Origin of the sequence: Azospirillum brasilense (genome assembly GCF_003349955.1) — a bacterium.
Lineage (GTDB): Bacteria > Pseudomonadota > Alphaproteobacteria > Azospirillales > Azospirillaceae > Azospirillum > Azospirillum brasilense_B.
This window is the reverse complement of sequence record NZ_QLKQ01000003.1, coordinates 91,675-114,317: the sequence shown is the minus strand read 5'-3', so window position 1 is coordinate 114,317 and position 22,643 is coordinate 91,675. Positions and strand designations below refer to the sequence as shown.

At 67.9% G+C, this 22,643-nt stretch carries 22 protein-coding genes; 7 read left to right on the top strand and 15 right to left on the bottom strand.

From position 1 onward, the window contains the following. Positions 1–55: 55 nt before the first annotated feature. Positions 56–712, top strand: coding sequence for a nitrogen fixation protein NifQ (locus tag DXK32_RS02455; RefSeq protein WP_162801039.1), 657 nt, complete (start codon positions 56–58; stop codon positions 710–712). Between the two features lie 57 nt (positions 713–769). On the opposite strand, the gene DXK32_RS02450 is transcribed toward DXK32_RS02455, so the two are convergent. The 3 genes from DXK32_RS02450 to hypA are packed head-to-tail and all read right to left on the bottom strand — an operon-like array spanning position 770 to position 2,026. Next, entirely contained in the window at positions 770–1,336 is a 567-nt protein-coding gene (locus DXK32_RS02450; RefSeq protein ID WP_114857061.1) for a HupE/UreJ family protein, read from the bottom strand. 43 nt (positions 1,337–1,379) lie between these two features. Next, positions 1,380–1,661, bottom strand: a complete 282-nt coding sequence (locus tag DXK32_RS02445) for a HypC/HybG/HupF family hydrogenase formation chaperone (protein WP_114857060.1) — start codon at positions 1,659–1,661, stop codon at positions 1,380–1,382. Positions 1,662–1,684: 23 nt separating this feature from the next. Then, positions 1,685–2,026 (bottom strand): hydrogenase maturation nickel metallochaperone HypA, encoded by a 342-nt coding sequence (gene hypA / locus DXK32_RS02440; RefSeq protein WP_040137113.1) that lies wholly within the window; start codon positions 2,024–2,026, stop codon positions 1,685–1,687. Between the two features lie 406 nt (positions 2,027–2,432). On the opposite strand from hypA, the gene fdhD reads away from it, so the two are divergent. Beyond that, on the top strand, positions 2,433–3,299 hold the full coding sequence (gene fdhD, locus DXK32_RS02435) for a formate dehydrogenase accessory sulfurtransferase FdhD (RefSeq protein WP_114857106.1): 867 nt from the start codon (positions 2,433–2,435) through the stop codon (positions 3,297–3,299). A 61-nt stretch (positions 3,300–3,360) separates the two neighbouring features. Here the strand turns inward: fdhD and DXK32_RS02430 are convergent, their stop codons facing one another. Genes DXK32_RS02430 through DXK32_RS02375 form a run of 12 tightly spaced genes read right to left on the bottom strand, consistent with a single transcriptional unit; the run spans position 3,361 to position 15,724 of the window. Next, the gene (locus tag DXK32_RS02430) at positions 3,361–4,269 is read right to left on the bottom strand and encodes a formate/nitrite transporter family protein (RefSeq protein ID WP_114857059.1); all 909 of its coding nucleotides are present in this window, start codon (positions 4,267–4,269) and stop codon (positions 3,361–3,363) included. A 43-nt stretch (positions 4,270–4,312) separates the two neighbouring features. Next, entirely contained in the window at positions 4,313–4,771 is a 459-nt protein-coding gene (hycI, locus tag DXK32_RS02425; protein WP_114857058.1) for a hydrogenase maturation peptidase HycI, read from the bottom strand. Next, positions 4,768–5,235 carry a formate hydrogenlyase maturation HycH family protein gene (locus tag DXK32_RS02420; RefSeq protein ID WP_114857057.1) on the bottom strand — a complete coding sequence of 156 codons (468 nt, stop codon included), beginning with the start codon at positions 5,233–5,235 and terminating at the stop codon, positions 4,768–4,770. Before DXK32_RS02420 ends, hycI begins: the two co-directional genes overlap by 4 nt. Beyond that, positions 5,232–6,035, bottom strand: coding sequence for an NADH-quinone oxidoreductase subunit B family protein (locus DXK32_RS02415; protein ID WP_114857056.1), 804 nt, complete (start codon positions 6,033–6,035; stop codon positions 5,232–5,234). Before DXK32_RS02415 ends, DXK32_RS02420 begins: the two co-directional genes overlap by 4 nt. Next, positions 6,032–6,637: a formate hydrogenlyase complex iron-sulfur subunit gene (locus tag DXK32_RS02410; RefSeq protein WP_114857055.1), complete on the bottom strand. Its 606-nt coding sequence runs from the start codon at positions 6,635–6,637 to the stop codon at positions 6,032–6,034. Before DXK32_RS02410 ends, DXK32_RS02415 begins: the two co-directional genes overlap by 4 nt. Positions 6,638–6,649: 12 nt before the next feature. Then, entirely contained in the window at positions 6,650–8,365 is a 1,716-nt protein-coding gene (locus DXK32_RS02405; RefSeq protein ID WP_114857054.1) for an NADH-quinone oxidoreductase subunit C, read from the bottom strand. Beyond that, positions 8,362–9,987 (bottom strand): hydrogenase 4 subunit F, encoded by a 1,626-nt coding sequence (locus DXK32_RS02400; protein ID WP_247876935.1) that lies wholly within the window; start codon positions 9,985–9,987, stop codon positions 8,362–8,364. The genes DXK32_RS02405 and DXK32_RS02400 overlap by 4 nt, the downstream gene beginning before the upstream one ends. A gap of 5 nt (positions 9,988–9,992) precedes the next feature. Then, the gene (gene hyfE, locus DXK32_RS02395; RefSeq protein WP_114857052.1) at positions 9,993–10,646 is read right to left on the bottom strand and encodes a hydrogenase 4 membrane subunit; all 654 of its coding nucleotides are present in this window, start codon (positions 10,644–10,646) and stop codon (positions 9,993–9,995) included. 14 nt (positions 10,647–10,660) lie between these two features. Beyond that, positions 10,661–12,124 carry a hydrogenase 4 subunit D gene (locus DXK32_RS02390; protein ID WP_114857051.1) on the bottom strand — a complete coding sequence of 488 codons (1,464 nt, stop codon included), beginning with the start codon at positions 12,122–12,124 and terminating at the stop codon, positions 10,661–10,663. A gap of 19 nt (positions 12,125–12,143) precedes the next feature. Beyond that, a complete protein-coding gene (locus DXK32_RS02385) occupies positions 12,144–13,082 on the bottom strand; it encodes a respiratory chain complex I subunit 1 family protein (protein WP_114857050.1) in 939 nt (312 codons plus the stop codon). Between the two features lie 12 nt (positions 13,083–13,094). Beyond that, positions 13,095–15,122: a hydrogenase 4 subunit B gene (gene hyfB, locus DXK32_RS02380; protein ID WP_114857049.1), complete on the bottom strand. Its 2,028-nt coding sequence runs from the start codon at positions 15,120–15,122 to the stop codon at positions 13,095–13,097. Further along, positions 15,119–15,724, bottom strand: coding sequence for a 4Fe-4S dicluster domain-containing protein (locus DXK32_RS02375; RefSeq protein WP_114857048.1), 606 nt, complete (start codon positions 15,722–15,724; stop codon positions 15,119–15,121). Before DXK32_RS02375 ends, hyfB begins: the two co-directional genes overlap by 4 nt. A gap of 550 nt (positions 15,725–16,274) precedes the next feature. Here DXK32_RS02375 and DXK32_RS02370 point away from each other — a divergent pair. The 5 genes from DXK32_RS02370 to DXK32_RS02350 all read left to right on the top strand — a co-directional run bounded on the left by DXK32_RS02370 (position 16,275) and on the right by DXK32_RS02350 (position 22,632). Beyond that, complete coding sequence (locus DXK32_RS02370; protein WP_114857047.1) at positions 16,275–16,817, top strand: 4Fe-4S dicluster domain-containing protein; 543 nt, start codon at positions 16,275–16,277, stop codon at positions 16,815–16,817. A 70-nt stretch (positions 16,818–16,887) separates the two neighbouring features. Next, on the top strand, positions 16,888–19,059 hold the full coding sequence (gene fdhF, locus DXK32_RS02365; protein WP_114857046.1) for a formate dehydrogenase subunit alpha: 2,172 nt from the start codon (positions 16,888–16,890) through the stop codon (positions 19,057–19,059). Positions 19,060–19,135: 76 nt separating this feature from the next. Then, positions 19,136–19,378: a hydrogenase maturation nickel metallochaperone HypA gene (locus tag DXK32_RS02360; RefSeq protein WP_114857045.1), complete on the top strand. Its 243-nt coding sequence runs from the start codon at positions 19,136–19,138 to the stop codon at positions 19,376–19,378. 198 nt (positions 19,379–19,576) lie between these two features. Continuing rightward, positions 19,577–20,476 carry a LysR family transcriptional regulator gene (locus DXK32_RS02355; RefSeq protein ID WP_114857044.1) on the top strand — a complete coding sequence of 300 codons (900 nt, stop codon included), beginning with the start codon at positions 19,577–19,579 and terminating at the stop codon, positions 20,474–20,476. Between the two features lie 596 nt (positions 20,477–21,072). Next, a complete protein-coding gene (locus DXK32_RS02350; RefSeq protein WP_247876934.1) occupies positions 21,073–22,632 on the top strand; it encodes a ShlB/FhaC/HecB family hemolysin secretion/activation protein in 1,560 nt (519 codons plus the stop codon). The last annotated feature ends 11 nt before the right edge of the window (positions 22,633–22,643 follow it).

Here is a 22,643-nt window from a genome sequence, read left to right as displayed (position 1 = left end):
GCGGACACGTGCTACCATGGGGCCTTCCGCCGGAGGAGTTCGGGACGCCGTGCAGATGGACAGAAAAAGCGCTCAGGATGGGCTGATGGCATGGTCGCGGACCCCGCATGCTCCCGACACCCGGGACCTTGCCCGCATCCTGCTCCATCGCTGCAGCGGCCGGCCGGTTTCCTACGTCCATGGGCTCGGGCTGGAGGCGGGCGCGCTGGCCGCGCTGATCGATGCGCACTTCCCGGCCGCCGCCGCGGGTTGGACGCCCGGCACCTGCTTTTCCGATCACGTCAAGCGTTTGGGCGGAGTCCGATGCGGCTGTGCCGGGGTGACGTCGGCCGTATCGCGTGAGGGCAACAGCGCGGACAATTGGCTCCTGCGCGAGGAACGGGACTTTCGCGATTTGTTGATGCGCCATCGCCTGGAGAACGACGCATCGGCGCTGCCGCTTGCCGATGTCATCGCCCGGGCCTGTCTTGAGAACGACCATCTTTGGCGCAGCCTGGGTCTGGCGGATCGTCCCCATTTGGCGGCACTCCTTGCCCGCCATTTCCCGTCCCTGGCCGAGGCCAACACGCGGAAGCTCCGCTGGAAACGCTTCTTCTATGAATGCCTGTGGGCTGAAGGGCGTCCGGTCGCAAGGCCGACGGTCTGCGACGCATGCCTGCATCAGGCCGAATGCTATGATGGCACCGCTTCATACCATCAGCGTGGAACCTGACACATCAGGCTCCACGCTTGCCTTCGAACGGCGGGCGCGGCCGTCCGGAGGTGTGATTTACCGTGCTCTCGACTCCGGCCGCCGCAGCGCGCGGGTTGCGAGCAGCCGGCGTGGGAGGCGGCGGGCGAGGCCGATGGCGATGCCGGTGGCGTGCAGCATCGCGGTGGAAAGCACGAAGCCCAGGCCGTAGAGGAAGGGGTCTGCGGTTTGCGGCATCTCGGTGCCATGGGCATGGCCGTGCAGCACGGCGAAGGCTCCGACCAGGACCGCGGCGGCGGCGGCCGGCACCCGCTTGTTCAGCAGCACCAGCAGCCCGAGCACCGCCACCGAGGCGGCGATTCCGGCTTCGACCGCCGGGAGCGCGATCCCGGCCATGCCGAGCACGGCGCCGCCGGACAGCATGGCGATGAAGGCCGTCGGCAGCAGCCAGATCGCGCGCCCGCCGTTCTGCGCCGCCCAGACGCCGACCGCCAGCATGGTCAGCAGATGGTCGATGCCGGTCAGCGGGTGGAGAAGCCCCTGAACGAACATCGCGCCGCCGGCTTGTCCGGTGTGGGCGGCCGCCGGCAGGGCGAGCGTCGCCACGAGAAGGCCGGCGGTGCCGGCGGAAAGCAACCTGTTCATCGGAACGATCTCCTATGGGGTTCGACCGGCCGCTTCGCCCCGGTCAGGCGAGCAGGGAGGCCTTCAGATGCCCTCGTCCGGCTTCCGCCTCGTCGACTTGGCGAAGCAGGTCGAGGGTGATCCGTGCGTCGGCTTCCTCGACGCGGGAAAGAGCGAAACCCAGATGGACCAGGACCCACTGCCCGACCTGATCGGACAGGGCTTCCCCCGGTTCGACGATGCAGGAAAGATTGACCTCCCGCCGTTCGCCCAGGATGTCGGCGACGGCGAGCATCCGCACGGCGTCGGCGATAGCGATGATCCTGGCCGGAACTCCAAGACACATGGCAGGGCTCCTTGTCGCGGTGGTCACGCCACTTCCAGTTCGACCAGCGTCAGGTCGTCGCCGCCGCGCGGGGTCAGGCGCAGGCCGCCGCAGGCCGGGCAGGGGGCGATCCGCGTCGGGACCTCCCTCTCGCGGGCGCAGTCCTCGCACCACACCAGGCCGGGCGGCTGGTGGATGTCGACCGTCGCGCCGTCGGCCAGTGTGTCGCGTCGGATCACGTCGAAGGCGAAGCGGAGAGCGTCCGGATCGACGCAGGCGAACTGGCCCACCGCCAGTTTGATCCGCGTGACCCGGTGAAAGGCGTGGCGCCGCGACTGCTCCTCCAGCAACTCCAGCAACCGTTCGCACAATGACAGCTCATGCATCGTCCTTCTCCGCTGTGAGAGCCGGTGGCTGCGGGACCTGGTTGGGAAACGCCGTGGCGGACCGACCATGCCCTGGCGCGTCATCGCTCGAAAAACGGAGATGGCGGGTCGATGGCAGGCCGCCCAACAGGCGGCTTGTTGAGATTATTCTCAAAAATTACCACTGAATGATCAATGTTGTAAATGTCAAAACGAAGAAATGGCGAAATTTTTTGCCAATAAAAGAGCCTTGATAAGCCATTTCTATGGCGCAATAAGTGGGTCTTATTCTGAATTCATCGGTGATTATTTATGGTGAGCCGGAATGTCGCATGTCGCTGCGTGACGGTTGGGTGCAGAGTTGGACAGCGGATGCCGGACCCTCACCGCCCGCACCTGTCGCCACAGCTTGGGTTTCGGCCCCATCATGGAACACGCAACCGCCTGCGCGGCCCCGCTCCCCGCTCCGCAGTCGCCGGCTTCCCCGCTGTCCCGTCACGGATTCCGGCTGGTGCCGGCGACCGTCTGCACCGGATCGGGCATCGACCGGCGGGAGGAGAAGATCGTCGACGAGGTGCCGATCGGGCTGCTCTATGCCGACGATCTCTTCGCCGTCATGCTGGCGACGCCCACCGACCTGGAGGATTTCGCCACCGGCTTTTCCCTCAGCGAAGGGATCGTCGGCAGCGCCGATGAACTGGCCGTCACCGCCATCGACGAGCTGACGGACGGAGTCCGCATCCGCATGCAGCTGCCGGTGGAGCGGCTTGCCGCCCTGCTGCGCCGCAAGCGCAATCTGATGGGCGGGTCCGGCTGCGGCCGTTGCGGCACCGACAGTTTCGCGGACACCCTGAGGCCGCTCGATCCGCTCCGCTCCACAGCCTGTTTCGCGCCGGAGGCGATCCACCGTGCCATGGCGGCTTTGCCGTCGGGACAGAGCCTGAACCGGGAAACCGGGGCGGTCCATGCCGCCGGGTTCGCCCGGCCCGATGGCGCGCTGGTGGCGGTGCGCGAGGATGTCGGCCGGCACAACGCGCTCGACAAGCTGATCGGGGCGCTGGCCCGCGCCCGCATCGACCCCACCGGCGGCTTCGTCGTGGTGTCGAGCCGCTGCTCCTTCGAGTTGGTCCACAAGACGGCCGCCGCCGGCATCCCGCTGATCGCGGCCATCTCCGCCCCGACCTCGCTGTGTGTGGGTTTCGCCGCGACGGTGGGGGTCGGGGTCGTCGCCTTCGTGCGCGAAAGCCGCCTCACGGTCTACGCCGTCCCGTCGCGGGTCGCGATGTCCGTATAAACCGTGCCTGGGTCAAAAGCACCGCGGGCCGGTTCATCGCCAGCCCGCGGTTTTTTTACGGTCAATGGGTCGCCGCCGGTTGTCCGATCGACGGCAGCGGCTTGCGCGGCGGCAGCGGGGTCAGGCCGCCCAGGCCCTTGCGGTAGATCAGCCAATAGATGCCGCCGACGAACACCGAACCGCCGACGATGTTGCCCAGCGTGGCGAACAGCAGGTTGTGCAGGATGCCGCCCGCCGTGATCATCGACACGTCCAGCCCGGCCGGGACATGGCCCGTCACCTTGAGCAGATAGGCCAGCGGCAGGAAATACAGGTTGGCGATGCAGTGCTCGAAGCCGGCGGCGACGAAGGCGGCGACCGGCAGGGTCAGGGCGACGATCTTGTCGGTCACCGTGCGGCCGGCGTAGGCGAGCCACACCGCCAAGCAGACCAGCAGGTTGCACAGGATGCCCTTGAAGAAGATCGTCACGGCGTCCGGGGCGATCTTGCCGATGGCGAGCTTCAGGACGGCGGCGCCGACGGCACCGTTGTTCATCTCGGTGTGATGCGACAGGTAGATCAGGACGACGAGGCCGATGGCCCCGACGGCGTTGCCGATCCAGATCGTCGCCCAGTTGCGCAGGACCTGGGCCGTGCTGATCTGGCCGTTGGCCCGCGCCATCACGATCAGGCAGTTGCCGGTGAACAGCTCCGCCCCGCCGACCATGACCAGCGACAGGCCGAGCGAGAAGACCAGCCCGCCGAGCAGCCGCTGGACCGCAAAGCTGAGGGCGGGGTCGGCCAGCACGATGACGAAGAACATGCCGCCCAACCCGATGCCGCCTCCGGCGACCACCGCCAGCATGAAGCTGGGCAGGAACGGCATCGTCGCCTTCTTCACCCCCAGCTTTTCGACCTTGTCCTGGATCTCGGCGGGCGCGTAGGCGTCCATGCCGAGAACCGGCGTGTCTTTCGACGCAGAGTCCCCCATGGCGAAACTCCTTCACATGTCTTGAATTGCCCCGAACACCGGATCAGCCCACCGTCTCGTAGGCCTCGAATCCTTCGCCGCGCACCAGCCGGTCGTGCACGGCCTCCACCGCGCCGCGGACGGTGCTGGTGACCGGCGCGAAGAAGCTGGTGTCCTCCGGCTGGATGCCCAGGAACAGGATCTCCGGCACGGTCTCGCGCAGGCTGTCGATCAGGAAGTTGAGCGGGATGGCGTGGGTGGTGACCATGAACTGCTCGGCGACGCTGTCCTGCTCGATCAGCCGGACCGCGCCCGGCGGCAGTTGCATATCCGCGGCATCGACGATCAGCACCCGGCGCGGCGCCAGCGAGCGGACGTGGTGGGTGTGGTTTTCCGGGACATCCTCCCCGTCCACCACGGTCCAGCCGGGGGCGGGCTCCTCGTCAAGAAGCTGGGCCAGCAGCGAACCGGCGCCGTCGTCGCCGCGCAGGACGTTCCCAACCGTGAACACGACATCGGTCATGACAGCCGTCTCCCCATCAGATAAATCGCCGGTTCGCGCCGGATGGCCTCCAGCGCCGCGCCCAGCCCGTCCAGCCACGCCGCCACGTCGGGCGGGGTGGTCGGCCGCGCCGCCGCGATGGCCGCCAGCAGCGGCCGGGTGTGGGTGCCGTCCACCGTGATCTCGCCGAAGCGGAGCAGGCCGGACAGCTTGCGGTGGGCCTCCTCGTGGTCCTTCAGCGCGTCCAGGACGCGGTCGAACACCGCGGCGGTGCAGCGGAAGGCCGGCGTGAAGCAGTCGAAGACCCCGACGTGATGCCCGATGGCCAGCGAATAATAGACCACCTGTTTGGCGTCCTCCGGGATGTCCTCCTTGCGCTCCAGCACCTTGGCGTTCAGTTGGTAGAACACCACCTCGGGCTCCCGGCCGCGACCGTTGCGCAGGCCGGGGATGGAGCCGGGATCGGCGTGCGCGAGGGTGCTCATGACGCCTCTCCCCGAATGGTCCGCTGCACGACCTCCGCCAGCCGGCCGATGATCTCGGCGCGGCGCGGGTCGCGCTCCGCGGCGATGGCCGCCGTCATGCGGTCGGGGAGGGTGAGGGCGCCGGGGGCGCGCGCATGCCCTTCCAGCAGGGCCATGAACTCCTCCACGATGGTGCGGCCCTGGCGGTAGCCGGCCATGCGCCGCGCCTCCCGCTCCAGCCGGACCCGCAGCGCGTAGGGGATGTCGGGGTGGGCCAGCGCGGCGGCCTCGCCCGCGGCCTCGACGTGGGTTTCGGCCTTCAGCTTCTGCTCCAGCAGGCCCAGCGCCACGGCGAAGCCGTGGATGGTCGCGGCCGGCGTCGGCGGGCAGCCGGGAATGTAGACGTCCACCGGCACGATGTTGTCGGTGCCGCCCCAGACGCAGTAGAGGTCGTGGAAGATGCCGCCGGTGCAGCCGCAGGCGCCGTAGGAGACGACGATCTTCGGGTCGGGTGCCGCCTCGTAGGCGCGCAGCGCCGGCATCCGCATGGAGCGGGTCACCGCCCCGGTGAACAGCAGGATGTCGGCGTGGCGGGGCGAGGCCACCACCTTGATGCCGAAGCGTTCCGCGTCGAACACCGGGGTGATGGAGGAGAAGATCTCGATCTCGCAGCCGTTGCAGCCGCCGCAATCGACGCGATAGACGTAGGCGGAGCGCTGGATGTTCTTCAGCAGCGCCGTCTTCATCGTGGCGATCTGCTCGCTGGTGGAGACCGGCGACATCTCCGCCACCAGGGCGTTGGGGGCGAGTGGTGCGTTCATGGCGTGGTCTCCCGTTCCTTGACCGCGTGTTCGGTTTCCGAATGGCCGGCGTCCATTTGCCCGGCGTCCATCTGTCGGGCGATCCCCATGCCGGCGATCTGGTGGACGTCCTGGGCGCGCTTGCAGGCCGGGCAGGTCGCGGCGGTCAGGCGCAGCCGCTCCGCCTCCTCGGCGCTGCGGGCGCTTTGGCCCAACAGGCGGGCGACGTAGTCGACCTCCTTGGCCGGGGCGAAGGGCTTGCCGCAGCAGGCGCAGCCGGCCAGCGTGAAGACGGCCTTGCGCGTCAGGTCCGCCTTGCTGCCCACCGCCAGCTCGAAATCGGCGGACAGGCGGATGGCGCCGGTCGGGCAGGATTCCTCGCAGCGGCCGCAGAAGACGCAGCGCCCGTAGTTGATCGACCAGGTGCGGCTGCCGGCGGCGGTGTCGGTCTCCATCTGGATGGCGTTGGCCGGGCAGGCGACGGTGCAGGCAGCACACGCGATGCAGTCCGCCGCCCGGTGTTCCGGCTTGCCGCGGAAGTCCTTGCAGACCTCCATCGGGGCGAAGGGGTACTTGACCGTCGCCTCGCCCGTGCGGAGGATTTCCTTGAGTAGCTTGAGCATTGGTCGCCCCCGTCACTTCAGCGGTGAGTCCGTGCGTTCGCGGCAGTAGCGCTCCATCTCCTTGTAGGCGATGGTCTTGGAGCGCTTCTTGCGGACGTCCACCACGGTCACACGGTCGGTGCAGGAATAGCAGGGGTCGATGCTGCCCACGATCAGCGGGGCGTCCGACACCGTATTGCCGCGCAGCATGTAGCGCAGCACCGGCCAGTTGTTGTAGGTAGAGGCGCGGCAGCGCCAGCGGTAGAGCTTCTGGTTGTCGCCGGTCATCGACCAGTGGATGTCCTCGCCGCGCGGCGCCTCGGTGAAGCCGAGAGCGAACTTGTGCGGGACATAGGTGAAGTCCTCGTTCAGCACCGGGCCGGCCGGGGCCTTGTCGAGCAGCTGTTCGATGATCCACAGGCTGTCGAAGAACTCCGACACCCGCACCAGCGTGCGGGCCAGCACGTCGCAGCCCTGCTCCACATGGACCGGCATGTCGAGCAGCGTGTAGCCGGCGAAGGCGTGGTCGGCGCGGGTGTCGCGGCGGTGGCCGCTGCCGCGCACCACCGGCCCGACCGGGCTGTAGTCGCGGGCGATCTGCGGGTCGAGCCGGCCGACGCCCTTGACGCGGCCGCTGACGTTGGCGGTGGACAGCAGCACCTCGACCAGCCGGGTCACGTCGTCGCGCAGCTCGGCGACCAACTCGCGGGTCTTCGCCTGCTGGTCGCCCAGGATGTCGCGGCGCACGCCGCCGATCAGGTTCAGCGCGTAGGTCTTGCGCGCGCCGGTCAGCAGCTCCGCCAGCGTCATCGCCTTCTCGCGCACGCGGAAGAACTGCATGAAGCCGGTGTCGAAGCCGATGAAATGGCAGACGAGGCCGAGGTTCAGCAGATGGCTGTGCATCCGCTCCGTCTCCAGCAGGATGGCGCGGATGGCCTGCGCCCGCGGCGGCACCACGATGCCCAGCGCGTTCTCCACCGAGCTGGCGTAGGCGACGCTGTGGGCGTAGCCGCAGATGCCGCAGACGCGGTCGGCGAGGAAGGTCACGTCGTTGTAGCCCATCCGCGTCTCGGCCACCTTCTCCATGCCGCGGTGGACGTAGAACATGCGGTAGTCGGCGTCGATGATGTCCTCGCCGTCGACGAACAGGCGGAAATGGCCGGGCTCGTCGGAAGTGATGTGCAGCGGCCCCAGCGGGACGACGCGGGTCTCCTGCTTGGCCTCGTTGATGAATTGGTAGGTCTCGTCGTCGCTGGTCGGCGCCGGCCGCAGCCGGTAGTCCATCGAATCCTTGCGCAGCGGATAGAGTTCGTCCGGCCAGTCGTCGGGCAGGACGAGGCGGCGTTCGTCCGGCAGCCCGACCGGGCGCAGGCCGAACATGTCGCGCACCTCGCGCTCGCCCCACACGCAGGCGGGCACCCGCGGGGTGACGGAGGGGAATTCCAGCGTGTCGGCGGGCACCTCGCAGCGCACCACGACGTGGCAGCGGTCGGCGCCCTCCATGGACAGCACATAGTAGACGGCGTAGGCGCCGTTCAGCGGCCGCTCGTCGTTTCCGACGACCACCGAGAGCCAGCCGTTGTGGTCGTAATAGAGGCTGGCGACCACGTCGGGCAGCGACACCGGCTTGACCGTGATGGTCACCTGGGCGCCGGTCTGCCAGGACTCGTCGAGGATGGCGTGGGGCAGGCTCTCGCGCAGGGAGGCGATATAGCCGCTCCCGACCCGTTCCGGAGTGATGAGGTTCATTTGGAGATCTCCGTCTGCGAGAGGCTGCCGGTCACCAGGGGACCACCGGCGCGCACCGTGTCGTACTGTTGCCAGGGGGCGGCGACCACCGGGCGGCTGTCGCCGTTCATCACCACCGCGGTCGCCTGCTGGACCAGATCGGACAGCGGCTGCGGCACCGCGAAGCCCAGCATCAGCACCAGCACCGCCAGGACGCCCAGCGGGGCCAGCGCCCTCCAGCCGACGTCACCCTTGGCCATCGTCTCCGGGCTCTTGCCCAGCACGCTGTCGGCGACGATCTTCACCAGCCCGGCGATGGTGATGCACAGGAAGAGCGCGACCAGCGCCATGATCCAGCCGTAGCCTTCGTTCAGCCCGGCCATGAAGACCATGAATTCGCTGACGAAGATGTTGAAGGGCGGGAAGCCGGCCAGCGCCAGGGCGCAGGCCATCATCAGCAGGCCGGTGGCCGGGGCCGCGCGCAGCACGCCCTTCACCGCCCGCAGGTCGCGGGTGCCGTATTTCATCAGCACGTTGCCGGCGGTGCAGAAGAACAGGGCCTTGGTGACGCTGTGGTTGATGGCGTGCAGCAGCGCCGCGGCGATGCCGAGCGGCCCGCCGACGCCGAGCGCCACGACGATCAGCCCGACATTCTCGATGCTGGAATAGGCCAGCTTGCGCTTCAGGTCCTGCTGCACGAAGAACAGCAGCGACGACACGCCGACCGACAGCACGCCCAGAGTCAGCAGCAGCGTCTGCGGGAAGCCGACGCCCACCGTGCCGACGGTGATGACGTAGAAGCGGATGACGATCAGCAGGGCGCATTTCAGAAGCACGCCCGACAGCAGGCCGGACACCGGGCTCGGCGCCTCGGAATGGGCGTCGGGCAGCCAGGCGTGCATCGGGAAGATGCCGGCCTTGGTGCCGAAGCCGATCAGGGCGAAGACGAAGGCCAGCTTGACCAGCATCGGGTCCAGCTCGGCGGCGTGGCCGACCAGCGCCGTCCACAGCACCGCCTGATGCGGGTCGGCCAGAACGTCGGCGGCGTTGGAGAAGACCAGCACCGTGCCGTAGAGGCCGAAGGCGACGCCGACCGTGCAGATGACGACGTATTTCCAGGCGGCCTCCAGCGAGGACTTCTGCCCGTACAGCCCGACCAGGAAGGCGGAGCCGAGAGTCGTCGCCTCGATCGCCGCCCACATCATGATGATGTTGTTGGCGGTCACCGCCAGCAGCATGGTGAACAGGAACAGGCTGAAGAAGCCGTAATAGATCCGGACCTTGCCGGCGTCGATCAGGCCGGCCTCCAGGTCGTGGCGGATGTAGGCGATCGAATAGAGGCCGGTCAGCAGCCCGACTACGCCGATCAGCATCATGAAGACGGCGCCGAGCGCGTCGACGAACAGCCAGTCGCCGAAGGCGGCGATGGCGCCGTTCGACAGCACCTGGACCAGCGCCGCGGCGCTCAGCAGGAAGACGTAGCCGATGGAGCCCAGATGGATGCGCTCCAGCAGCGCCACGCTGCCCTGGTCGGTCGCCAGGGTCTCGGGCAGCGACTCCCGGAACCAGGGCAGGGTCAGCAGGAACACCGCCACCGCCAGCGGACCGATCAGGAGGAGGGGGGGAAGGATCGAGGGTACCATGGCGGTCATCCCTTCAGGCTCGTGAGCTGGCGCGCGTCGAGCGTGTGCAGCGTGTCGAAGATCCGCGATCCCAGCGCCGCCATCACCACCACCGCGAAAATCGCGTCGGTGGCGATTCCGATCTCCACCAGCTCCGGCGCGTTGGGGGCCAGCAGGGCCAGGGTCAGGTGCGACCCGTTCTCCATCAGGCAATAGCCGAACACCTGCTTCAGGATGTTCCGCTGCGCCACGATGCAGCCGAGCCCGATGAAGAAGAGGGCGAGCGACACCGCCAGCGCCGGCTTGATGGCGTCGGCCGCCGGCAGCGTCACCTTGGACGCGACGCCGAAGCACAGGATGACGGCGACCGCCGCGCCGACGATGGACAACGCCGTCGGCATCACCGCTCCCGACCCGATGGCCGGATCGCTGAGCCGGCGGAAGGTCCGGTACATGATTGCCGGGACCAGGATCACCTTGGTCAGCAGCGCGGTGAAGGACCAGAGATACAGCTCGCCCGACCCGGTGGCCCCGGCCAGCGCCACGAACAGCATCACCAGGATGAAGCTTTGCAGCGCGTAGAAGCGGGCGGAGTTGGCCGGGTTGCCGGCGAGCGTGACCAGAAGGGAGCTGACGATCAGCAGGCCCGACAGGCCGTTGACGATGAGAAATCCGTTCATGACCGTTCCCTCCCTCAACCGAGCCACGAGGCGGCGATGGAGCTTGAGACCACCGTCATCACCACCAGGGCGACCAGCACGAACTTCATGCCGGCCGGCAGCGGGGCCGCCGCTGCCATGGTGGTGGACGGCTTGCCGGGCACCGAATGGCCCAGCCATTTCAGGAACCAGGCGAAGGACCCGACCGATTCCGCCAGCGCGATGACCACCAGCAGAAGCAGCGCCCAGTGCTGCGCCCCGACCTCGAACCCGCCGGCGAAGATGGCGAACTTGCTGAAGAAGCCGTTGAAGGGCGGCACGCCGGTGATCGCCAGGGCGGCGCAGACGAAGGCGACGCCGAGCAGCGGCGACTTGGTGACGATGCCGCGCAGCGACGGCAGCAGGCGCGTGCCGGCGGTGTAGCTCAGCGCGCCGGCGACCAGGAAGAACAGCGTCTTGGCGAAGGCGTGGTTGAAGATGTGCGCGATGGCGCCCTTGAAGGCGAGGTCGGAACCGAAGACCGACAGCGACAGCGCCAGCAGAATGTAGGCGAGCTGCGTGATGGTCGAATAGGCGAGCAGGCGCTTGAGGTCGACCTGCGGCAGATACATGAAGAAGCCGTAGACCAGCGTCAGCACCGCCATGGTCGAGCCGACCCAGCCGACGATCTCCGGCGCGCCGCCGGACGACATCAGCCCGCGGGCGAAGATGTAGACGCCGACCTTCACCATCGAGGCCGCGTGCAGATAGGCGCTGACCGGGGTCGGGGCCTCCATGGCGTCGGGCAGCCACATGTGGAAGGGAAGCTGGGCCGACTTGCCCCAGGCGGCGACCAGGATCGCCAGCAGCACCACCGCCTTCATCCCCGGCGCCAGATCGGCGATGGCGGAGAGCGCGAAGGTGCCGGTCGACAGGAACAGCAGCGCCGCCGCGACGTAGAGGCCGAGCGAGGCGACGTGGGTGACCAGCAGCGCCTTGGCCGCCGAGCGCAGCGCCTTGGGCGACTCGTAGTAGCCGATCAGGGCCCAGGAGCAGGCGCCCGTCAGCTCGAAGAAGGCGAGCTGGCCGACGACGGTGGAGCTGAAGACCAGCCCGGTCATCGCGCCGATGAACACCAGCAGGAAGGCGTAGAAGCGCCGCCGCCCGATGTCGGGATGCTCGCGGTTGCCGGCGTTCAGGTAGGCGGCGGAATAGACCGCCACCAGCAGGCCGATGGCGATCACCGCCAGCGCGATCAGCACGCTGACGCTGTCCACCACCAGCCCGAGGATCGAGACCGATCCGAAGGAGATCAGCTCGTAGGTGCCGCCGATCCTGCCGTCGCCGAGCAGCGACAGGGCGAGGATGGCGATCACCGCGACGGTGGCGGCGGCGAAGCCCTGGCACAGCCATTTGGTCGAGGCCCGGTCCGATGCCGCGATCACCGCCGCACCGCCGAAGGGGACGAGGATGGCGGCCAGCGCCAACAGCCTGAGCGGTTCCGTGGGGAGTGTTATCATGATGCTGCCCCTCGCCGGCTCACAGGCCGACCAGATAGAAGACGAAGGCGAGCGAGGCGGCGCCGACCCCGACCCAGCTGTGCTGGGGGGTCAGGCGGAAGCGGACGCGCGCGACGCTGTTCTCGACCACGCCGACCGCGGCGAAGATCAGGACCAGCTTGATGGCGAAGGCGACCAGCCCGAACAGCAGCCCGAAGAAAGACATCCCGGACGCGCTGCCGAAGGGCAGGAAGACGCCGATGAACCAGGCGACGACCACCGTCTGCTTCAGCGCCATCGCCCACTTGATCAGCGCCAGCGACGGGCCGGAATATTCGGTCAGCGGGCCTTCCTGAAGCTCCTGTTCGGCTTCCGCCATGTCGTAGGGCAGCTTGCCCAGCTCGATGTAGATGGCGTAGGCGAAGGACAGGGCGGCGATCACCGTCGCGGTGGCCGACCGCACATGGCCGTCGGCGATGGCGGTGCCGATGGCGCCGAGGTTGGTCGAGCCGGCCAGCAGGGCCGCCACGAACAGCGACAGCAGCATCACCGGCTCCACCAGCACGCCCATGGTCAGCTCGCGGCTGCCGCCGATGCCGGAGAAGGAGCTGCCGCTGTCGATGCCGGACAGCGAGAAGAAGAAGCGGGCCAGCGCGAACAGATAGATGACCGTGATCAGATCGCCGATGGGCGCCACCGGCGTGAAGCGGGTCAGCATCGGGATGCCCATGGCGATGACCAGCACCGTCGTCAGCATCACCGCCGGCATCGCGCGGAAGGCGAAGCCGCTGTTCGGCGGGGTCAGGTCCTGGCGGGTCAGCAGCTTGGCGATGTCGCGATAGTCCTGCAGCGGGCCCGGCCCGTGGCGGGTGTGCAGCTTCGCCCGGACCATGCGCGACAGGCCGGAGACCAGCGGCGCCGCAGCGAGCAGGAGGAGCGCCTGGAACAGCCCTAGGATGAAGTGTGAGAAGGTCAGCATGGCGTCCTCCCGTCAGACGGCCAGCGCCAGCAGCGCGATCAGCGCCGCGACGATGTAAAGGCAGTAGATCCGGAAATCGCCGCCCTGGATGGCCTGCAGCCGCTTGCCGCCCGCGTCGACCACGCCGACGATCGGGGCGATGACGCTCCGGTCGGCCAGCGGTTCGGTGCGGCGCGCCAGCGTGACCACCCGCTCGAAGCCGAGCGCGATGCCGGTCCAGCGCCCCGCGATCGAGCGGCGCAGGGTGTAGAGCGGCGCGAAGAACATGCGGATCGGCTGGGCGAAGCTGCCGGCGGTGGCGGGCATGTGATGGTCCGGCAGATAGCCGGCCGCCCAGGGGGCCGCCACCTTGCGGTCGCCGCCGCGCTTGGCCGCGAAGGCCGCCTTCAGACCGATCGGCAGGAAAGCCATGGCGATCAGCAGGATGGCGATCAGCGGCGTGGAGAGCGTGGCCTGCTGGGCGTCGCCCGGCAGCAGGGTGGCGCCGACCGCCAGCGTGACCGGAGCCGCGCCGATGGTCGCCGCCGCGATGCGGCCCATCACCGGCGCCACCAGCGGGGCGAGCAGGCCGAGCGCGACGCAGGCGACGGCCAGCACCGCCATGCCGGCGACCATCGCGGCCGGCGCTTCGCGCGCCTCCTCCGCGTGATGGCTGCGCGGCGCGCCGGCGAACATGATGCCGTAGGCCTTGACGAAGCACATCACCGCCAGCGCGCCGGTCAGCGCCAGCATGACGGCGGCGATCGGGGCGGCGAACGCCACCAGCGGGGTGCCCTCCAGCGCCGCGGCGAACAGAGCCTGATAGGTGTACCATTCCGACACGAAGCCGTTCAGCGGCGGGATCGCCGAGATGGCCAGCGCGCCGACCAGGAAGGACAGGGCGGTCCAGGGCATGGTACGGGCCAGCCCGCCCATCTCCTCCATGTCCTTGCTGTGCATGCGGAAGATGACCGAGCCGGCGCCGAGGAACAGCAGGCCCTTGAACACCGCGTGGTTCAGCAGGTGGTAGAGGCCTGCCATCAGGCCGAGCACCGCCAGCACCGGCTGGTGCAGCGCCATGCCGATCATGCCGGTGCCGATGCCCAGCAGGATAATCCCGATGTTCTCGACCGAGTGGTAGGCGAGCAGCTTCTTGATGTCGTGTTCGGCCAGGGCGTAGACGACGCCCAGCACCGACGACACCGCGCCGAAGGCCAGCACCAGCAGGCCCCAGCCGAGCATCGCCGGTCCGGCGCTGGCGGCCAGCAGGTCGATGCCGACCTTGACGATGCCGAAGACGCCGATCTTGATCATCACGCCCGACATCAGCGCCGAGGCGTGCGAGGGTGCGGCCGGATGGGCGCGCGGCAGCCAGATGTGCAGCGGGATCATGCCGGCCTTGGCGCCGAAGCCGACGAAGGCCAGCAGGAAGGCGACGCTGTCCAGCGGGGCCGGCAGCGGGTGGGCGCGGAAGGCGGCGAAATCGAAGCCGCCGGCCCGGTTCGCCATCAGGAAGAAGGCGGCCATGATCAGCACCGAGCCGCCATGGGCGACCAGGAAGTAGAGGAAGCCGGCGCCCACCGCCTCGTCGTCCTGGTCGAAGATGACCAGGAAGTAGGAGGCCAGCGACATCATCTCGAAGAAGATGAGGAACCAGAAAGCGTTGTCGGCCGCCACCACCAGCATCATCGAGGCGATGAAGGCGTTCATGAAGAAGCCCATCGCCCCGACGCCGCGCCCGGCGTATTCGCGCACATAGGCGAAGCCGTAAATCCAGGCGACCAGCGACAGCAGCGAGATGACCGCGATCATCAGGCCGGCCAGCGGGTCGAGCCGCAGGACGAAATGGGCGAAGGGGTAGGGGCCGGCGGCGTCGAGCACGGCCGGCTGGCCGGCGCCGATGGCCGTCAGCCCGGCGCCGAGCCCGGCGAGCGCCGCGGCGATGCCGACGCCGCTGCCGCCAAGACGGATGTCCCCCTCCCGACGCTTCAGGAGGAGGCAGAGGATGCCGCCGCCGCAGGACAGCAGCAGCGACATGATGAGCAGGGAGAGTGGAATCATGGGTCCAGCCCCTCCAGCGAGGCGAGCGGCGTTTCAAGACCGACCGGTGCCGAGCTGACGGCTATGGCGGCCAGCGTGCGCTTGACGGCGGCCGCCTGGCGGGTGGCATCGGCGTCGGCCGCGTAAAGGGCGGCGGTCGGGCACACGCGCACGCAGGCCGGCCCGTCGCCGGAAAAGGCGCAGAGATCGCATTTCACCGCCACGCTGCGGACGCCGATCTCCCAGGCCAGCAGCGGATCGAGCGCCGCCGAATGGCTGGGCGTCGCGACGGCGATGCCGGCGACCCCGGCGATGCCGGTGCCGCTGGGCGTGATGGCGCCGAAGGGACAGGCCAGCGCGCACATCTTGCAGCCGATGCAGGCCTGCTCATCCAGCAGGATGGCGTCGGCGCCATGGGTGATGGCGTTGACCGGACAGACGCGGGCGCAGGGCGCGTCCTCGCACTGGTGGCATAGGACGGGCCCGGTGTCGTCGCCGGTGCGCATGACGGCCAGCCGGGGATGCGCCTGCAGCCCCTGCTTTTTATGGGACTCGGTGCAGGCCGCCATGCAGGTGTTGCACCCGATGCACTTTTTCGGTTCCGCGATAACGAAGCGATTCATGTCCAGACCTCCGGCTTCCCGGGCGGGTGCGTCGAATCGGCCAATCAGGATCTGTTTTGAAAGTCCTGATAAGAAAACCTGATCGACCAATAAGAAGACAGTATTGGCTCGCGCACGCCCCAGCAGCCGCCTGTTGTCACGGACGGTGTGGCAGAAGGAGAGCCATCTGTTGCGAATCTTTGTCAGAGCAACGGTGATTCGTAATCGCCATCGTTGACTTCAGTACGCTATTCCCCTGGGTGGCACGATGTCAACTGGACACACAAAAAAAGTGGGTATAAGGTGTGCGACACAAAGACGGGACGTTATAAGGCGTCTTGATTGTCGAATAGCCTCCCGTTCATTCCGATAAACAAGAAAAGATACTCGATAGGATCGACTTATCGGCGTCGATTACTTTTAAAGATCGGGCGATAAGCGATTTCAATCGGTCGCGAAGCCACCGGCACCGGAATCGGCCAACCGGCGCGCAACGTCAGGGACCAGTGAAGCGACGCCGGGGCGGGGCCGTTCGACGGCCCCCGTCCGGCTGCCAACAAGGACGACGGGAATGAACAGATTTGTCACTGCCAACCCGAGCAAGTGCATCGGTTGCCGCACATGCGAGGTCGCCTGTGCGCTTGCCCATTCCGATGGTGCCGGCGTCGAAGGACTGGCGCCGGACACCTTCAAGCCGCGCATCCGCATGGTGAGGACGGCCGACGTCAGCACCGCGGTGATGTGCCACCATTGCGAGGACGCGCCCTGCGTCAACGCCTGCCCGAACAACGCCATCGTCTACCGCCAGAACAGCGTGCAGGTGGAGCAGGAGCGCTGCCTGGGCTGCAAGAACTGCGTGCTGGCCTGCCCGTTCGGCGTCATGGACGTGGTGACGGTGCCGGCGGTCCGGCAGTTCGCCGGCATGACGATGAGCCTGGGCGTCAAGGCGCAGGCGCACAAATGCGACCTGTGCGTCGGCCGCGACGCCGGCCCGGCCTGCGTGTCGGTCTGCCCGACCAATGCCCTGACCCTGATGGACCGGGAGGCGATGGACGAGACCCTGCGCCGCCGGCGCGAGCGCGCCGCCCTGGAAGCCGCCGAAGTCGCGGCCTGATCCACCACGTCACCAACCATCACCGCGGCCGGATCACAGCCGGCACAATCGAGCGAACACCGAGGTCGAGATGGAAAAGCATATGGCGGTCTGCCCCTACTGCGGTACGGGCTGCAAACTGAATCTGCTGGTCGAGGGCGGGAAGGTCGTCGGTGCCGAACCCCTCAACGGCGTCACCAACGAAGGAGAACTCTGTCTCAAGGGCTATTTCGGCTACGACTTCATCAACGACACCAAGATCCTGACGCCGCGCCTGCGCAACCCGATGCTGCGCCGCAGCCGCGACGCGGCCTTCGAGGCGGTGTCGTGGGACGAGGCGATCCAATACGCCGCGACGAAGCTCAGCGCGATCAAGGCCAAATACGGCCCCGACTCGATCATGACCACCGGCTCGTCGCGCGGCACCGGCAACGAGACCAACTATGTGATGCAGAAATTCACCCGCGCGGTCCTCGGCACCAACAACGTCGACAACTGCGCGCGCGTCTGCCACGGCCCGTCGGTCGCCGGGTTGCAGGTGACGCTGGGCAACGGCGCCATGAGCAACTCGATCCCCGAGATCGAGCACACCAAATGCGTCCTGGTCTTCGGCTACAACGTCGCCGACAGCCATCCGGTGATCGCCAAGCGCATCATCAAGGCCAAGGAGCGTGGCGCCAAGATCATCGTCTGCGACCCGCGCAAGATCGAGACGGCGCGTCTGGCCGATCTGTGGCTGCCGCTGAACAACGGTTCCAACATGGCGCTGGTCAACGCCTTCGCCAACGTCCTGATCAACGAGGGGCTCTACGACAAGGAGTATGTCGCCAACCACACCGAGGGCTTCGACGAGTACAAGGCGATCGTCGACAAATACACCCCCGAATACGCCGAGGCGATCACCGGCCTGCCGGCCGAGGACATCCGCGAGGCGATGCGCATCTACGCCGCCGCCCCCTCCGCCACCATCCTGTGGGGCATGGGCGTCACCCAGTGGGGCCAGGGCGTCGATGTGGTGAAGGGGCTGTCGGGTCTGGCTCTGCTGACCGGCAACCTCGGCCGGCCGAACGTCGGCGTCGGCCCGGTGCGCGGCCAGAACAACGTGCAGGGCAGCTGCGACATGGGTGTGCTGCCGACCGAATTCCCCGGCTACCAGAAGGTCACCGACCCGGAGGTGCGGGCGAAGTTCGCCAAGGCCTGGGGCGTCGAGTCGCTGCCCGACCAGATCGGCTTCCGCCTGACCGACGTCCCGCATCTGGCGGAGACCGGCAAGCTGAAGGCCATGTACGTGATGGGCGAGGACCCGGCCCAGACGGAGCCGGACCTAGCGCTGGTGCGCAAGGGCTTCGAGGCGATGGAGTTCGTCATCGTCCAGGACATCTTCATGACGAAGACGGCGATGTTCGCCGACCTGATCCTGCCGGCGACCTCCTGGGGCGAGCATGAGGGCGTGTTCAGCGCCGCCGACCGCAGCTTCCAGCGCTTCACCAAGGCGGTGGACGCCAAGGGCGACGTCAAGCATGACTGGGAGATCATCAGCCTGCTCGCCACGGCGATGGGCTATCCCATGCACTACGACAACACCAAGCAGATCTGGGACGAGCTGCGCGAGCTGTGCCCGATCTTCTACGGCGTGACCTACGAGAAGATGGAGGGGCTGGGCGCCGTGCCGTGGCCGTGCCGCGACCTCGACTCGGCCGGTTCCAAGTATCTCTACGAGGGCAACGTCTTCCAGCGGCCGGGCGGCAAGGGCCTGCTCTTCGCCACCGAGTGGCGTCCGCCGCGGGACCAGCTGACCGAGGAGTTCCCGCTGATCCTCTGCACGGTGCGCGAGGTCGGCCATTACTCCTGCCGCTCGATGACCGGCAACTGCGCCGCCCTGCAGACGCTGGCCGACGAGCCGGGCTACGTCACCATCAACCCGAAGGACGCAAAGGCGCTCGGCATCCGCGACCAGGAGCTGGTCTGGGTGTCGTCGCGCCGCGGCAAGGTGATCAGCCGGGCCAGCGTCACCGACCGCACCAACAAGGGGGCCGTCTACATGACCTACCAGTGGTGGATCGGCGCCTGCAACGAGCTGACCATCCACGCCGTCGATCCCATCGCCAAGACGCCGGAGTACAAATACGCCGCCGTCCGGGTGGAGGCCATCGCCGATCAGGTCTGGGCCGAGAACCACGTCCAGCAGGAATACGCGAAGCTGAAGGGCGGCCTCAGCAACGCGGTGGCCCGTGCGACGAAGAAGGCCCCGGCCTACGCCTGACCGTGGGGGACCGATCGCCCCGCCTTTCCCTTCGGGGACGGGCGGGGTGTTCCCCGGCTTTTACGGGAGCCAGCCCATGCATGAGATCGCCCTTTGCCAATCCCTGCTCGAACAGGCGATGAAGGCGCGGGAGGCCACGCCCTTCGGCCGGGTGGTCCGCGTCAGCCTGTCGGTCGGTCGGCAAAGCCGGGTGCAGCCCGACGCCCTGCGCCACGCCTTCGACCTGCTCAGCCGCGACACCTTCCTGGAGGGCGCCGATCTGCGGATCGACCGGCCGCCGGGTGAGGCGTTCCGGCTCGTCGAGATGGAGGTGTCTTGAGGGTGGACGGCCCTGAAAGACGATACGTGCGCCAACGATGCGTCCCTTTGCCGCTGCGGCAGGCGGCGCCGCGACGGCAACGGCTGACTCGGATCAATGATCGTGCCCGGGTTGTGAACGATAACGTCCCACGCGCGATGCGCCCCACGGCGGTCACCGGTTGTGCGCTGCGCAGGACGTGGTGAGAGGAACCCCGGCATGCAGGAAAAGCTGGAATTTCTGATCGCGCTGGCCACGGAGAAGCATTTCGGCCGTGCGGCGCAGGTCTGCGGGGTGTCGCAGCCGAATCTGTCCGCGGCGATCAAGCAGTTGGAAACGACCCTGGGGGTGCCGCTGGTCGATCGCGGCGCCCGCTTCATCGGCTTCACCGCCGAAGGGGAGCGGGTGCTGGACTGGGCGCGGCGCATCGTCGGCGACTACAAGGCGATGCGCGCCGATGTCGAGACGATGAAGCGGGGACTGACCGGCACGCTGCGGCTGGTGGTGGTGCCGACGGCGCTGCCGATGGTCCAGCGGCTGACCGCCACCGTCTGGTCGCTGCATCCCGGCATCAAGATCACCATCGCCTCCCACAGCTCCACCGAGATCCTGTCCAAGCTGGAGAATCTGGAGGCCGAGGCCGGGATCACCTATCTCGACAACGAGCCGCTCGGCAATGTGGACGAGGTGCCGCTCTACCATGAGCGCTACCACCTCATCACGGCGGTCGGCGGCCCGCTCGGCGCGCGTGACAGCGTCACCTGGGAAGAGGCGGCGACCGTGCCGCTCTGCCTGCTGAACACCACCATGCAGAACCGGCGGATCATCGACCGCGCCTTCGCCGAAGCGGGGGTGCACGCCGAACCGATGCTCGAATCCAACTCCATCGTCGTGCTGACCAACCACCTCCGCACCGGCATGTGGTCGACGATCATGCCGCGGATCATGGCGGACTCGCTTCTGCTTCCCCCGACCATCCGCGCCATTCCCATCGTGGCCCCGGAATTGTCGACCCTGATCGGTCTCGTGGTGTCCCGGCGCGACCCGCAGCCGCCCCTGACCGCGGCGCTGATCGCCGACGCGCGCCGCCTCGCTCCCGATCTGGCGACGGCCGCCTGAGGGCGGCGCGGCGGTCGTCCGCCGCAAGCCTTCTTCCTGCGCAAAGAGCAATCCAAGGATGTGGAGAGCGCCGGGGCGATTGCCGTGACGCTCCGCCAGTCCATACCCTGCTTTTCAAAAGCTGCGCTTCTTCCCGCCTTTCGTGCAGCCCACGGCAGACCGGTCTGCGATGCGCCTCAAGGCGCAGCTTCGCGCGAAAAGTCCGTGTCCATGCGGCATCGAAGGCGGCCCAAAGTCCCCTCATTGGTCATGAAAGGATGCGAATGTTACAAATTCCGACAAACTAGGACTAGCACCCACCCCGAAATCGTAAGATAGAAATAGCTACCTCAGATGGAGATCCGACGGGGTCTTCGTTAATCAAAGGTTAGCAACGACCATCGCGCGAAGGTATCGGTCCCATGAATTCGTCCGCCAAAGCCGCCTCCTCCATCCCCGTCCCTAAAGAAGATGTGGAAAAGAGAAAGGCGTCACGGTGGACTTGTCTCGCGGCCGGCGCCATTCTTGCGGGTGTGGCGGTTCCTGCACTCGCGCAACAGCTGCCGGCCCAACTCCCCTCGGGCGCGGAACCGCGTCCGGAGGCGCCGCGTCCGGTGATGCCGCTGCCCTCCGTGTCCGGCGGGGCGGTGACGGTGCCGAAGGCGCCCGCAGCGGAGGCCCCGGCGGGGGCCGAGAACTACCGCCTGACGTTGCGGGATGTCACCATCGAGGGCGCCACCGCCTACAGCCAGGACAGCCTCAAGGCCGCCTACCAGGACATGCTGGGCCGTGAGGTCTCGGTGGCGGACCTGTTCAAGATCGCCAACGACATCGAGTTCCGCTACCGCAACGACGGCTTCATCACCAGCCGGGTCATCGTCCCCGCCCAGACGATCGAGGACGGCACCTTCCGCCTCCAGGTGGTTGAAGGCTTCGTCTCCGACATCACCTATCCCGACGACATCGGTCCGGCGCTGTCCGCGGTGAAGCGGCTGGTGGAGCCGCTGCGCGGCGTCAAGCCGATCAACGTCGCCGAGGTCGAGCGCCGCCTTCTCCTGGCGAACGACCTCGCCGGCCTGACCGTGCGCGCCAGCCTGGAGCCGGCGCCGGACACGCTTGGCGCCTCGGTGGTGGTGGTGAAGACGGACCGCAAGGCGGTGGACGCCCTGGTGTCGTTCGGCAACCGCAACACCCCCTATCTCGGCACCGCCCAGACGACCGCGACGGCGGCGTTGAACTCCTTCGGGCCGAACGCCGACACGGTGAACATCAGCGGGCGCGTGTCCTCGCCGGCATCGCGGGCCTGGTCGGTCGGCGCCGGCTATCAGGCGCTGGTGACCGGCGACGGGCTGACCTTCTCGGCCACCGGCTCCTACTCCAAGTCGCGCCCCGGCCTGACGCTGGACCCGCTCGACGTGGAAAGCTGGGTGGCCGCGGGCGTGGGCACGCTCAGCTATCCGGTGATCCGCTCGCGCCTGGAGAACCTCCGCGCCGTGGGCGAGTTCGAATACCGCGACGTGAACACCGACATTTCCGGTGACCGCTTCAACCGCGACCGCCTGCGCATCCTGCGCGGCGGCTTCAGCTATGACCGGACCGACAACTGGGACGGCATCACCGCGGTGCGCGGCCTCGTGCACCAGGGTCTGGACATGCTCGACGCGACGAAGCTCGGCTCGGCCTACGCGTCGCGCGAGCGCGGGCGCAGCGACTTCACCAAGTTCACCGCCGACATCACCCGCGTGCAGCAGTTGCCGGCCCACTTCAGCATCCTGGCGACGGCCACCATGCAGGCCGCGGGCACGCCGCTGCTGGCCAGCGAGCAGATCGCCCTGGGCGGCCCAAGCTACGGACGCGCCTTCGACGAGGGCGAGATCTCCGGCGACAACGGCTGGGCCGGGTCGCTGGAGCTGCGCTACACGCCGGTGCTGCCGGACAACAGCTTCGCGCAGGCCGTCCAGCTCTACGGCTTCGTCGACGGCGGCGAGGTGTGGAACCGCTCCAGCCTGGAGCAGAACAGCCGGAACTCGCTGGTCTCCGTGGGCGGCGGCGTGCGCGCCAGCCTCGTGGAACGGCTGTTCGCGACGCTTGAGATCGACAAGCCGCTGACCCGCCGCGTCGCGACCGAGGGCGACAAGGACATGCGGGTCTTCTTCAACATCACTGCGCAATACTGATAGGGCCGGGG